Here is a 13673-nt window from a genome sequence, read left to right on the forward strand (position 1 = left end):
ATGTTGATCAAGAAGACCCTCACCACCGTTGCCCTGCTCGCTTCCCTGCTGGGCGCCTCGGCCGCGTTTGCCCACGCCCACCTGAAAAGCTCGGAGCCTGCCGCCGACAGCAGCGTCGCCGCGCCCAAGGACCTGCGCCTGACGTTCAGCGAAGGCGTTGAAGCGACCTTCACCAAGGTATCCCTGAGCAAGGACGGCACCGAAGTCGCGATCAAGGGCCTGGAAACCCCGGACGCCGACAAGAAAGTATTGGTGGTGACACCGGCCGCACCCTTGGCCGCCGGCACCTACAAAGTGGTGTGGAACGCGGTCTCGGTGGATACCCACAAGAGCAACGGTGAATACAGCTTCAAGGTCGGCCAATAATCCATGGCCACCCTGCTGGTGCTGTGCCGTTTCCTGCATTTCATCGTCGTGCTGTTGATGTTCGGGGCCTGTGTGTTCAGGCCCTGGCTGCTGGGCGCGGGACCGCAACCGGTGCTGGACCGCCAACTGTCGCGCATCACCCAAGGGTTGGCGTGGCTGGCATTGGTGTCGGGGGTGGCGTGGCTGCTGTTGATCAGCGCGAGCATGGCCGGTGTCGGGCTGGGCGCGCTGGAATGGTCGACCGTGCAGTTGGTGCTGGGCAAAACCTTCTTCGGCCAGGTCTGGACCTGGCACTTGCTACTGAACGTGCTGCTGGTGCTGGGCCTGATGACGCCGTGGAAGGCGTTGCGCCTGCCGCTCTGTGCATTGCTGCTGGCGACACTTGCACCGGTGGGCCATGGCGCCATGCTCAATGGCATGGCCGGACAGTTGCTGATCCTCAATCAGGTGGTGCACCTGGTGTGTGTCGGTGCCTGGCTGGGCGGCCTGCTCCTGCTGGTGTTGATCCTCAGGCAATCGCCCCGCTATCCGTTGGAACCGATCCTCAAGCGCTTCAGTGGCATCGGTTATGGCCTGGTGACAGGGCTACTGGTGACCGGCCTGATCAACGTGCGGGTGCTCACCGGGCAGTTCTGGCCGACGCCCTTGTTCACAGGGTTCGCCCTGATCCTGTTGATCAAGGTGCTGCTGGTGTTCGGCATGCTCGCCCTGGCGCTGCTGAACCGCCTGCGGATTCACAACTGTGAGCAGCGGCTGCCTGCCTTGAAGGCCAGCGTGATGATTGAATGGTTACTAGGTGTTTCAGCGGTAGCCGCCGTCTCGCTGCTTGGCACCTTGCCGCCCATGGTTGCAGCGGGATAACTCCTTCCCCACTGACTCCCTTCACGCAGGGAGTCATCGTATAACTTTCGATTGACAACCCCCTGAAACCTCGCAAATATCGCCCTCAATGTTGTACGACAACGTATAACAAAAAATAAAAACAACAAAAAGACAAGGGAGCGTCACTGTGAGCCAACACGTCCGCCAGTTCTCCGGCACCACCCGTTTTGCCGCCATCGGTTTGAGCAGCCTGGCCTTTACCCTCCCCGCCACCGCCTCGGCAGAAGGCTTCATCGATGACGCCACCGCCACGCTCAACCTGCGCAACGCCTACTTCAACCGCAACTTCACCAACCCCGCCTACCCCCAGGGCAAGGCCGAGGAGTGGACGCAAAACTTCATTCTCGATGCCAGGTCCGGCTTCACCCAAGGCACCGTCGGTTTCGGCCTGGACGTGCTGGGCCTGTACTCGCAGAAACTCGACGGCGGCAAAGGTACCGCCGGCACCCAACTGCTGCCGACCCGCAGCGATGGCCGCCCTGCCGATAACTTCGGGCGCCTGGGCGTGGCGCTGAAAACCAGGCTGTCGAACACCGAATTGAAAGTCGGCGAATGGATGCCGGTACTGCCGATCCTGCGCTCGGATGACGGCCGCTCACTGCCGCAAACGTTCCGCGGCGGCCAGGTAACGTCCAGGGAAATCGCCGGCCTGACCTTGTATGGCGGCCAGTTTCGCGGCAACAGCCCGCGCAACGACGCGAGCATGGATGACATGTTTCTCAACGGCAAAGCCGCATTCACCTCGGACCGCTTCAACTTTGGCGGCGGCGAATACACCTTCAACGACAAGCGCACCCAGGTTGGCGTGTGGTACGCCGAACTCAGTGACATCTACCAGCAACAGTATTTCAACCTGACCCACAGCCAGCCCGTGGGCGACTGGACCCTGGGCGCCAACCTCGGGTTCTTCACCGGCAAGGAAGACGGCAAGGCCCTGGCCGGCGACCTCGACAACAAAACCGCGTTCGCCCTGCTCTCGGCCAAATACAAAGGCAACAGCTTCTATATCGGCCTGCAGAAACTCACCGGCGACAGCGCCTGGATGCGGGTCAACGGCACCAGCGGCGGCACCCTGGCCAACGACAGCTACAACGCCAGCTACGACAACGCCAAGGAAAAGTCCTGGCAGGTGCGGCACGACTTCAACTTCGTGGTAATGGGCATTCCCGGGTTGACCATGATGAACCGCTACATCAGTGGCGATAACGTGCACACCGGGGCGATCACCAATGGCAAGGAGTGGGGCCGTGAGTCGGAGCTGGCCTACACGGTACAAAGCGGTCCACTGCGGGACCTGAATGTGCGCTGGCGCAACGCAACGATGCGCCGGGATTTCAGTACCAACGAGTTTGATGAGAACCGGATATTCATCAGTTACCCGCTGTCGCTGTTATAGCGGTTTACAAACAACCGGAAAGGCTTTTGTGGCGGGGGAGATTGCTGTGGGGAGGTAGATTGCTGTGGCGAGGGAGCTTGCTCCCGCTGGGCTGCGCAGCGGCCCCAAAATCTTGGGAGCGCTTCGCACTCCAACGGGAGCAAGCTCCCTCGCCACAGGACAGCGATGAGCCTCTATCAACTTCGACCAATAGTGCGTTGACAAGTGTAGGAAACCCTAAGGATACTTCGGATCAGTCATACGACAACCTACAACAATAACGGGATCACCATGACCACCACAACCGCCCCTACCCCGTTCAACCGCTTGCTGCTCACCGGTGCCGCCGGTGGCCTGGGCAAAGTCTTGCGCGAACGCCTGCGTCCTTACGCCAAGGTACTGCGCCTGTCGGATATCGCCGACATGGCCCCGGCCGCTGACGACAGCGAAGAAGTATTGCCTTGCGATCTTTCCGACAAACAAGCCGTGCACCAACTGGTGGAAGGCGTCGATGCGATCCTGCATTTCGGCGGCGTATCGGTGGAACGCTCGTTCGAGGAAGTGCTGGGCGCGAACATCTGCGGGATCTTCCACATCTATGAAGCGGCGCGCCGCCATGGGGTCAAGCGCGTCATCTTCGCCAGCTCCAACCACGTGATCGGCTTCTACAAGCAGGACGAAGCCCTCGACGCCCACTCCCCGCGCCGCCCCGACAGTTACTACGGGCTGTCCAAATCCTACGGCGAGGACATGGCCAGTTTCTACTTCGATCGCTACGGCATCGAGACCGTGAGCATCCGCATCGGCTCCTCGTTCCCGGAACCCCAGAACCGCCGGATGATGCACACCTGGCTGAGCTTCGACGACCTCACCCAACTGCTCGAACGCTCGCTGTACACACCGAATGTCGGGCATACCGTGGTCTACGGCATGTCGGATAACCTCGATGTGTGGTGGGACAACCGCTTCGCCGCGCACCTGGGCTTCACCCCGCGGGATTCTTCCGAAGTATTCCGCAAACAGGTGGAAGCCCAGCCGATGCCCGCTGCCGACGACCCGGCGCGGGTGTACCAGGGGGGCGCGTTTTGCGCCGCCGGCCCGTTCGGTGACTGACCACAGACCAACCCAAGGGAATGAGTGGCCATGCAAGCAGAACTGATTGTCGACGCCCGCAACGCCGTGGGTGAATGCCCGGTGTGGGTACCCGGGGAAAACGCCCTGTACTGGGTGGATATTCCCACAGGCGAACTGCAACGCTGGAACGCCACCAGCGGCCAGGCGCAGGCCTGGAAAGCTCCGCAGATGCTCGCCTGCATCGCCCGCACCTCGGCGGGCGATTGGGTTGCGGGCATGCAAACCGGGTTTTTCCGGCTGACGCCCCACAACGATGGCAGGCTCGACACTGCGCCCCTGGCCAGCGTCGAGCACGCCCGCCCGGACATGCGCCTGAACGATGGCCGCTGTGATCGCCAGGGCCGGTTCTGGGCCGGCAGCATGGTGCTGAACATGGCCGAGAATGCGGCCGACGGTGCACTGTACCGCTACGAAACAGGCCGGGCGGTTCACACCGCACTCAACGGTTTCATCACCCCCAACGGCCTGGCCTTCAGCCCGGACGGGCGCACGATGTACCTCTCGGATTCGCACCCGTTGGTCCAGCAGGTCTGGGCCTTCGACTACGACATCGACAGCGGCACGCCGTCCAATCGGCGGCTGTTTGTGGATATGCACCAGTTCCTCGGCCGCCCCGACGGAGCCGCCGTGGATGCCGAAGGTTGCTACTGGATCTGCGCCAACGATGCCGGGCTGATCCACCGCTTTACCCCCGACGGCCGTCTCGACCGCTCACTGGCCGTGCCGGTGAAAAAACCCACCATGTGCGCCTTCGGTGGCAACCGCCTGGACACCCTGTTCGTCACCTCGATCCGCGACGACCACAGTGCCCAGTCGCTGGCCGGCGGCGTGTTTGCCCTCAACCCCGGGGTCACCGGATTGCCGGAGCCGACCTTCATCCTCTAGCTGCATCGCTGTGCCTTGAATAAAACAATAACAAGACTGGAGAGACACCCCATGGACTTCAAACGCACTTTGCTCCTCGCCGCACTCCCCTTCACCTTCGTCTTCGCCGGTGCCGCCCACGCGCTGGAAATCAAATTCGCCGACATCCACCCCGCCGGCTACCCCACCGTCGTCGCCGAAGAACAGCTGGGTAAAACCCTGGTGGCCGAAAGCAACGGCGGCCTGACCTTCAAGATGTTCCCCGGCGGCGTGCTGGGCTCGGAAAAGGAAGTGGTGGAACAGGCCCAGGTCGGCGCGATCCAGATGGCCCGGGTCAGCCTCGGCATCGTCGGCCCGGTGGTGCCGGACGTGAACGTGTTCAACATGCCGTTCGTGTTCCGCGACCAGGTGCATATGCGCAAGGTCATCGACGGCGAGATCGGCGATGAAATCCTCGCCAAGATCACCGACTCCGAATTCAACCTGGTGGCGCTCGCCTGGATGGACGGCGGCACGCGCAACCTCTACACCAAGAAACCGGTGCGCAAGATCGAAGACCTCAAGGGCATGAAGATCCGCGTGCAGGGCAACCCGATCTTCATCGAAACCATCAACGCCATGGGCGGCAACGGCATTGCCATGGACACCGGCGAGATCTTCAGCGCCCTGCAGACCGGCGTGATTGACGGCGCGGAAAACAACCCGCCCACCCTGCTGGAACACAACCACTACCAGAACGCCAAGTTCTACAGCCTGACCGGCCACCTGATCCTGCCCGAGCCCATCGTGATGTCGAAAATCACCTGGAACAAGCTCACCCCCGAGCAACAGGTGCTGGTGAAGAACACCGCCAAGGCCGCGCAGATCCAGGAGCGCGAGCTGTGGGACGCCAAGTCTGCCAGCAGTGAAGCCAAGCTCAAGGCTGCTGGCGTCGAGTTCATCGACATCGACAAAAAACCGTTCTATGAGGCCACCGCTTCGATTCGCGACAAGTACGGCGCGCCTTACGCCGACCTGATCAAGCGCATCGAAGCCGTCGAGTAACCCTTTTTCCTCTCATAGATAAGGCCCGGCGCGGTCGGTACCGACGCGCCCGGTTACGGTGAACGCCATGAAGAATTTACTGCTGCGCATCAACGACCGCATTTACATGAGCTGCATCTGGATCGCCGGCCTCGCCGTTCTCGGCGTCGCGCTGATCATTCCCTGGGGCATCTTCGCCCGCTACGTGCTCGGCACCGGCTCCAGCTGGCCGGAGCCCACCGCCATCCTGCTGATGCTGGTGTTCACCTTTGTCGGCGCCGCCGCCAGCTACCGCGCCGGGGCGCACATGTCGGTGGCCATGGTCACCGACCGCCTGCCGCCCGGCCAACGCCGAATCGTCGGCATCGTCTCGCAATTGCTGATGGCAACCATCTGCCTGTTCATGACGATTTGGGGCAGCAAATTGTGCCTGTCGACCTGGAACCAGTTCATGAGCGCCATGCCGACCTTGCGGGTGGGCATCACCTATATGCCGATCCCGATCGGTGGCTTGCTGACCCTGGTTTTTGTGCTGGAAAAACTCCTGCTGGGTGACCAGAGCAACCGTCGGGTCGTGCGCTTCGACCTGGTTGAAGAAAGTGAAGGGGCTGCCTGAATGGACGCATTGATTCTGTTGGGCAGCTTTATCGCCCTGATCCTGATTGGCATGCCGGTGGCCTACGCCCTGGGGCTTTCTGCGCTGATCGGCGCGTGGTGGATCGACATTCCGTTCCAGGCCCTGATGATTCAGGTGGCCGGCGGGGTGAACAAGTTTTCGCTGATGGCGATTCCGTTCTTCGTGCTGGCCGGGGCGATCATGGCCGAGGGCGGCATGTCGCGCCGGCTGGTGGCGTTTGCCGGGGTGCTGGTGGGCTTTGTGCGCGGCGGCCTGTCCCTGGTGAACATCATGGCCTCGACGTTTTTTGGCGCGATCTCCGGCTCGTCGGTGGCCGATACGGCGTCTGTCGGTTCGGTGCTGATTCCGGAAATGGAACGCCAGGGCTATCCCCGTGAATTCGCCACCGCCGTCACCGTGAGCGGCTCGGTACAAGCCTTGCTGACGCCTCCGAGCCACAACTCGGTGCTCTACTCCCTGGCGGCGGGCGGCACCGTGTCCATCGCCTCGCTGTTCATGGCCGGCGTGGTCCCGGGCCTGCTGATGAGCGCCTGCCTGATGGTGCTGTGCCTGATCTTCGCGAAAAAGCGCAACTACCCCAAAGGCGAAGTGATCCCCCTGAAACAGGCACTGAAAATCTGCGCCGACGCATTGTGGGGCCTGATGGCCATGGTGATCATTCTTGGCGGGATTCTGTCGGGCATCTTCACCGCCACCGAGTCGGCGGCGATTGCGGTGTTGTGGGCGTTCTTCGTGACCATGTTCATCTACCGCGACTACAAATGGAGCGAGCTGCCCAAGCTGATGCACCGCACGGTGCGCACGATCTCCATCGTGATGATCCTGATCGCGTTCGCCGCCAGCTTCGGCTACATCATGACCCTGATGCAGATCCCGGCGAAGATCACCACGATGTTCCTGACCCTGTCGGACAACCGCTACGTGATCCTGATGTGCATCAACGCCATGCTGCTGTTGCTGGGTACGGTGATGGACATGGCGCCGCTGATTTTGATCCTCACGCCGATTTTGCTGCCGGTGATCCTGGGGATTGGCGTCGACCCGGTGCACTTCGGCATGATCATGCTGGTGAACCTGGGGATCGGCCTGATCACCCCGCCGGTGGGTGCGGTGTTGTTTGTGGGGGCGGCGGTGGGCAAAGTCAGCATCGAGAAGACCGTGAAGGCGTTGCTGCCGTTTTATGGCGTGCTGTTTTTGGTGCTGATGGCCGTGACCTACATTCCGGCGTTGTCGTTGTGGTTGCCGGGGTTGGTGTTATAAGCCCCACACTGCGTGTAGCGAGGGAGCTATTGTGGAGAGGGAGCTGCTGTGGCAAGGGAGCTTTCTGTGGCGAGGGAGCTTGCTCCCGCTGGAGTGCGAAGCGCTCCCGCTTTTTTGGGGCCGCTCCGCAGCCCATCGGGAGCAAGCTCCCTCGCCACACAAGCATTCATCATTCAATAGGTCTGCTGACACTCATGATGCTTGAACTCGAAGACAACCTGACCCACCTGACGCTGGCGCCAGCGTTGGGCGGGAGTATCGTCAACTGGACAGTACGCAGCAGCGGCCAGCCCTTGCTACGCCACACCGATCAACAGTCGCTGGCCAGCGGCCTGCCGGGGAAGCTTGCGTGCTTCCCGCTGGCGCCCTGGTCGAACCGGGTTGCCGAAGGTGGCTTTGATAACCCATCAGGGTGGTTGGGACTTGAGCCCAACAGCCCGCTGGACCCGCTGCCAATTCATGGCAGTGCCTGGCAACAGGTGTGGCAGGTGGTCAGCCAGACGTCAGACGAAGTGGTGTTGCAACTGGACAGCAGCACACCCTTTGCGTATCGCGCCGAGCAACGGGTTCAGTTGAAGGGCGGCAAGTTGAGCATCACCTTGCGCGTCACGCACCTGGCGGAAACGGCGACGTGGCTTGGGCTGGGATTGCATCCGTATCTGCCCCGCAGGCCGGGCACGCAATTGCAGGCAAAGGCTTCGCAGGTATGGATGAGTGATGCGGCGAAATTGCCGACAGGCCTGGCTGCCGTGCCCGCCGAGTGGGATTTTCAACACCCAGAATCGTTGCCCGAGACACTGGTGGACAACGGTTTTTGCCAGTGGGACGGGCGCTGCGTCATCCAGCAGCCAGACCTGGGTTACACCCTGGAATGCCAGGCCACCGGCAGCGACTATTACCTGCTGTATTGCCCGCCGGGGCTGGATTTTTTCTGCTTCGAGCCGGTGAGTCATCCGGTGAATGCCCATCACCTGCCGGGTAGGCCGGGATTGAAGCTGTTGGAACAAGGCCAGTCGGCAGAACTCAGTTTCAGCCTGCAATACAAAACCCTCTAACAACACAAAACCCATGTGGGAGCGGGCTTGCTCGCGAATGCGGTGGATCAGTCAACACATCTGCGACTGACACTCCGCATTCGCGAGCAAGCCCGCTCCCACATTTTTGATCTCCATTGTGTCTTAGGGAGGGGTGTTTTTCAGGCGCCCCGCCGTGTCGATACTCACCACCACCGATAACCCCGGTCGCAGCCGTTCACTCTGCTCCTGCCCCGGATCCACGGTAATCCGCACCGGCACCCGCTGGGCGATCTTGACGAAGTTGCCGGTAGCATTGTCCGCCTGCAACAGGCTGAACTCCGACCCGGTCGCCGGGGAAATGCGCTGCACCGTGCCGTGAAACTTGCGGTGGTCCAGGGCATCCACGGTAAAGGTCACCGGCTGGCCAACCTGCACGTTGTCCATCTGGGTTTCTTTCATGTTGGCGATCACCCACAGCTGGTTCGGCACCAGCGCCATCAACTGCGCGCCGCTGTTGACGTAGGCCCCGAGGCGCACGCCAATCTGGCCCAGTTGCCCGTCACGCGGGGCGATGATCCGGGTGTTCGACAGGTCGATACGCGCCAGCTCCACTGCCGCATCGGCACTGGCCACCGCCGCCTCCAGCGAACCGCGATTGACGATCACTGTCTGCAAATCCTGCCGGGCGATTTCCAGGTTGGCCTGGGCCTGGGCCACGGCCGCGATGGTTTGCGCATTGGCGGCGCGGGTCACGTCCAGCTCGCGTTTGGACACCGACCCATCGCTGATCAACTCCTCATTGCGGCGCAAATCCGCGGTGCTTTTGCGGGCCTGGGCCTGGCTGTCCATCAAGGCCGCCTGGCGCAGCTTGATGGTCGCCTCGGCGCTGTTGCGTTGCTGCACCACATTGGCCAGGGACGCCTGCTGCACCGCCAGTTGCGCCTGGGCCTGATCAAGGCGCTGCTTGTAGATACGGTCATCGAGGCGCACCAGCAAATCCCCGGCCTTGACGTACTGGAAGTCCGTCACCGGCACTTCATACACGTAACCGCTGAGCTGCGGCCCGATGATCGTCACCTGGCCGCGCACCAGGGCGTTTTCGGTGGTTTCCACGGCGCTGCTGAAGGGCGGCAACTGCCAGGCGTAGAGCACGATCAGCACGCCGATAATCGCAATCGCGGCAAAGCCCATGGAAGAGATGATGCGCACCCGCAAGGAGCGCGGTTCGGTGGCCGGCATGCTCGGCGGCGCGGTGCCTTCCGGCGTGGAAGCGATGGCGTTGGTGGTGGTCGTGGTCGGTTCGGTCATGAAGAAAGTGCGCCGCTGGGTTGAACGGGAGGCGCTGCACTGGCGGCAGCTTTAGTGGTACTCATCAGCCAGAGGCTGCGGATAAAGATCCAGATCATGGTGAGTATGGCGATGATCGCGATCAGCATGAACACATCGTTGTAGGCCATCACATTCGCCTCGCGGGTGGCGGCCGTGGCCAGGCTGCGAATGCCCATGAGGTTGCGCAGCTCGGGGTCGGCGATCACCCCGCCATAGGCCGAGCCGCCGCTGGCCACCCGTGCGGCCACACGCGGGTCGAGCAGGGTCAGGTGTTCGACGATCATGCTGGAATGGAATTTCTCCCGCACGATCTGGAACGTACCGAGCAATGCCGCACCGATCAGGCCGCCGAGGTTCTGGCAGATCCCGAACAGCACCGAGAAACTCACCAGGTTCCTGGGGTTGGTCAGTACGTTCTTCGTGCCCAGGACCATGGTCGGCCCGAGGAAGAACGTGCCGCCAAAGCCTAGCAGGAACTGGCTGATGTACATGTTTTGCGGACGCGTGAGGTTGCTGGAGAAACTGTCCATCACCGAGCCCACTGCCATGAAGGCCAGGGAGATGATCAGCGGCATCAGCAAATGCGCGGGGTTGATGGTCAGCGCGCTCACGGCCAGGCCGGCAATCGCCCCCGCCAGCATCACCCAATACAGCGTGCGCATCTGCTCGTTGCTCATGTTCAGCATCTGCATGAAGCCCACGGCACCGGTGGACTGCTCCGAGAGCACCATGCGAATCAGCACCACCGCCAGCGCCAGGCGAATCATCGCCCCGCTGCCCAGCCAGCGGGTCATCAGCAACGGGTTGGAGCGGTTATGCTCGATGGCCAGGCCGGCCATGATCAGCACCAGTGAACAGGCCGAGGCGATACCAATCCACGGGGCCTCCAGCCACCAGTCGATACGGCCCAGGGACAGCACCGCGCAGAGCAAGGCGACGCCGGTGGCGAGGATGGCGAAGGTCAGGAAGTCGAGTTTTTCGAAGGTCTTGAAGCGGTCGCCCGGTGGCAGCTTGAGCAGGAACACACAGCCCAGGCAGGTCAGCGCCATGCCCAGTTCGAACAGGTACAGGCCGCGCCATTCGGCGATTTGCAGCAGGTCTTCGGAGAACAGTCGGGCCAGGGGCAACGCCAATTGCGCGGTGCCCAGGCCGAGCACCAGGGCTTTCATCCGCCACTTTGCGGGAAAGGCCTGGATCATGTAGTAAAGGCCCAGGGAACTGAGGGCGGCGCCGACCATGCCGTGGGCCGCGCGTACGGCGATGGCCGAGCTGAGGTCGTTGACGAACAGGTGGCCGAAGGTGACCAGGGCGTAGAGCACCAGGAACACTTCGGTGAACGCACGCAGGCCGAATTGCTGGCGGAATTTTACCAGCAGCAGGTTCATGGAGACGTTGGTCATGACGTAGGCGGCGGGGAGCCAGGCCATCTCGGCCGTCGTCGCGCCCAGGGCGCCCTGGAGGTACACAAGGTTGGCGATCACCAGCGAGTTGCCGAGGCCACCGGTGATTGCCACGAGTACGCCGACGAGGGCGTAGGCCCAGCGCTTGCGGGTGGAATGCAGCGGCGTCGACGGCGAGCCCGGCAGGCTCGGGCGCTCGTGGGGCTGCCAGGTGTGGGGGGTGTATTTGTCCATTCGGTGGCCTTGATGACCGGCGTTTGGGGCCGGTGGAACGGTTACTCAGGGAGTAGTAAACCTGAGTGGAGTTCAACTTGCCATCTTGGGAGGGATTTGGGCGGTTGGGGTGCATATCCGTTGCTGCGGTAACGGCTGCTTATGGTTCCGCTCTTACAGCGGCTCACTTCTTAACAGCGCAAAAGTAAGCAAAACGCTCTTGCCCCACCACTCGGCACCTCGCTAATGCTCGGTTTGCCCGCACTCCGGCCAGCGTGGTTAACGGGGCCCTAAGATCAAGATCAAAAGCANNCTACCGGCCGGCTTGAGTGTTGTAAATCAACAGCTAAAGCGGGCACGGTCAAATGTGGGAGCGGGCTTGCTCGCGAAGGTCGTTAACGATGACGCGGGCATCCTGAATGAACGCGGCGCTCTCAGGTTCTTCGCGAGCAAGCCCGCTCCCACAGAAAAGCAGCTCTGCTTTCGCTCTGGATCTTGCCTCTGTTTTTAACACTCAAGCCGGCCGGTAGGCCGCTGTGCTTTTGCTTTTGACCTTGATCTGACTGCCCCAATGAGCCCGAGGCCGAACGCAGGCAGTGCGAAGCGGGCCGCTGTAAGAGCGGAACCATAAGCGGCCGTTACCGAAATAACGGATATGCCCCCCACCTCAAATCCACCCCAACCAACTCCAATACGTAGCCGCAAACACCAACATCAACCCATACCCAATCAACGTCACCAAAATCCCGACCTTGGCAAACTGCCGCGCGGTAAACGTGCCGGTCCCCAAACACACCATATTCTGCGGCGCATTGATGGGCAGGATAAACCCGTAGCTCATCACAAACCCCAGCAACATCGTCATCCCCAGCCGACTGAACTCCCCGGGCAACGTCTGCAACACCGCAATCAAAATCGGCAACAACGCCGAGGTCAACGCCGTGGCACTGGCAAACCCCAAATGAATCACGATCAAAAACGCCCCCAGAATCGCAAACACCCCCAGCGGCCCCACCTGGTCCAACCCGGTATGCGCCACCACCTGCGACCCCAGCCACTGCCCCGCCTGGGTGGTCAGCAACGCCGTACCCAGGCTGATGCCAACCCCAAACACAATCACCGTGCCCCACGGAATCCGCGACTGCACATCCTTCCAGGTCATCACCCCAATCCCCGGCATCAGCAAGAACACCAGCCCGGCATACGTCGTCGAGGTCGTATCAAAGCTGTGCAACCGCCCTTCCGTGGCCCAGGCCAACAACAGCAACACCGACACCGTCAGCAAGCGCTTCTGCGGCCCCGTCATCGGCCCGATGTCCACCAGCGATTGCGCCACCGCCTCCTTGCCTCCGGGAATGCTGTCACTCTCCGGCGGCAGCAGCTTCAACACCAAAAACAACAACACCGCCGACATGATCAGCGCCCACGGCGCCCCGGCGATCAACCAGTCGATCCACGACACCCGCTGCCCCAGCATCTTGTCCATGAAGCCAACCGTCAGCAGGTTCTGCGCCGCCGCCGTCTGGATACCGACGTTCCAGATGCTCGTACCCTGGGCCACGACGATCATGATCCCGGCCGCAATATTCGAACGCTTGTCCACGCCAAACGCGGCAATCACCCCCATCATGATCGGCACCACACACGCACTGCGGGCCGTGGCGCTGGGCACCACCAGGCTCAAGAGGATGGTCACGGCAACTGCCCCGACGAGAATGCCCCGGGTGCTGGTACCCACCCGGGTCAGGGTGACCAACGCGATGCGCCGGTCCAGCCCGGTATGGGTCATGGCTGCGGCGATAAACAACGCGCCGGCCACCAGCGCCAGCGCCGGGTTGGAAAACCCCGTCAACGCCATGCTGATGGCCGGGCTGGAACCGATCAGGTGCGTCGGGTCTTGCAGCGACGGCGCAGTGCCGAGCAAAAACGCCATCAACGAGGTGATCATGATCGCGCTGGCCTCGTAGGAGACCGCTTCGGTGATCCATACCACCACCGCAAACGCGAGGATCGCCAGCATCCGGTGCCCGGCCACCGGCAAGTCGGCCGGCAGCGGCAACAGCAGCACGCCGACCATCACCAGTACGCCGACCACCAGGCCCAGGGGCAACTTGAATGAAGCAGCTGTTGTTGCGGGGGCACTCATGGGGTTCTCCGTCGGCCGTGAAATCTGG

The 13673-nt window shown here is 62.0% G+C and carries 12 protein-coding genes; 9 read left to right on the forward strand and 3 right to left on the reverse strand.

Translation table 11 applies throughout. The features are described 5' to 3' along the window. From copC to HX818_RS27325, 9 genes are all read left to right on the forward strand, one after another. Positions 1 to 366 (forward strand): copper homeostasis periplasmic binding protein CopC, encoded by a 366-nt coding sequence (copC, locus tag HX818_RS27285; RefSeq protein WP_003207825.1) that lies wholly within the window; start codon positions 1 to 3, stop codon positions 364 to 366. Positions 367 to 369: 3 nt separating this feature from the next. Continuing rightward, positions 370 to 1227, forward strand: a complete 858-nt coding sequence (gene copD / locus HX818_RS27290) for a copper homeostasis membrane protein CopD (RefSeq protein WP_003207822.1) — start codon at positions 370 to 372, stop codon at positions 1225 to 1227. A 148-nt stretch (positions 1228 to 1375) separates the two neighbouring features. Next, on the forward strand, positions 1376 to 2644 hold the full coding sequence (locus tag HX818_RS27295; RefSeq protein ID WP_177021064.1) for an OprD family porin: 1269 nt from the start codon (positions 1376 to 1378) through the stop codon (positions 2642 to 2644). A gap of 270 nt (positions 2645 to 2914) precedes the next feature. Beyond that, complete coding sequence (locus HX818_RS27300; RefSeq protein ID WP_003207819.1) at positions 2915 to 3736, forward strand: NAD(P)-dependent oxidoreductase; 822 nt, start codon at positions 2915 to 2917, stop codon at positions 3734 to 3736. A 30-nt stretch (positions 3737 to 3766) separates the two neighbouring features. After that, the gene (locus HX818_RS27305) at positions 3767 to 4642 is read left to right on the forward strand and encodes an SMP-30/gluconolactonase/LRE family protein (RefSeq protein ID WP_177021065.1); all 876 of its coding nucleotides are present in this window, start codon (positions 3767 to 3769) and stop codon (positions 4640 to 4642) included. Positions 4643 to 4693: 51 nt separating this feature from the next. Continuing rightward, complete coding sequence (locus HX818_RS27310; protein WP_003207815.1) at positions 4694 to 5665, forward strand: TRAP transporter substrate-binding protein; 972 nt, start codon at positions 4694 to 4696, stop codon at positions 5663 to 5665. 67 nt (positions 5666 to 5732) lie between these two features. After that, positions 5733 to 6260: a TRAP transporter small permease gene (locus tag HX818_RS27315; protein WP_003207813.1), complete on the forward strand. Its 528-nt coding sequence runs from the start codon at positions 5733 to 5735 to the stop codon at positions 6258 to 6260. Continuing rightward, complete coding sequence (locus HX818_RS27320; protein WP_003207810.1) at positions 6261 to 7541, forward strand: TRAP transporter large permease; 1281 nt, start codon at positions 6261 to 6263, stop codon at positions 7539 to 7541. It abuts the gene before it with no gap. Between the two features lie 194 nt (positions 7542 to 7735). Next, positions 7736 to 8596: an aldose 1-epimerase gene (locus tag HX818_RS27325; protein WP_177021066.1), complete on the forward strand. Its 861-nt coding sequence runs from the start codon at positions 7736 to 7738 to the stop codon at positions 8594 to 8596. A gap of 123 nt (positions 8597 to 8719) precedes the next feature. Here HX818_RS27325 and HX818_RS27330 read toward each other — a convergent pair whose 3' ends face one another. The 3 genes from HX818_RS27330 to HX818_RS27340 all read right to left on the reverse strand — a co-directional run bounded on the left by HX818_RS27330 (position 8720) and on the right by HX818_RS27340 (position 13645). Next, complete coding sequence (locus tag HX818_RS27330) at positions 8720 to 9865, reverse strand: HlyD family secretion protein (protein ID WP_003207807.1); 1146 nt, start codon at positions 9863 to 9865, stop codon at positions 8720 to 8722. Further along, the gene (locus HX818_RS27335) at positions 9862 to 11520 is read right to left on the reverse strand and encodes an MFS transporter (RefSeq protein WP_003207803.1); all 1659 of its coding nucleotides are present in this window, start codon (positions 11518 to 11520) and stop codon (positions 9862 to 9864) included. The genes HX818_RS27330 and HX818_RS27335 overlap by 4 nt, the downstream gene beginning before the upstream one ends. A gap of 646 nt (positions 11521 to 12166) precedes the next feature. Then, positions 12167 to 13645, reverse strand: a complete 1479-nt coding sequence (locus HX818_RS27340) for a DASS family sodium-coupled anion symporter (RefSeq protein ID WP_134327016.1) — start codon at positions 13643 to 13645, stop codon at positions 12167 to 12169. Positions 13646 to 13673 lie beyond the last annotated feature (28 nt).

The organism is Pseudomonas sp. F9001, from assembly GCF_013385435.1.
In the GTDB taxonomy this organism is placed as follows: Bacteria; Pseudomonadota; Gammaproteobacteria; order Pseudomonadales; family Pseudomonadaceae; genus Aquipseudomonas.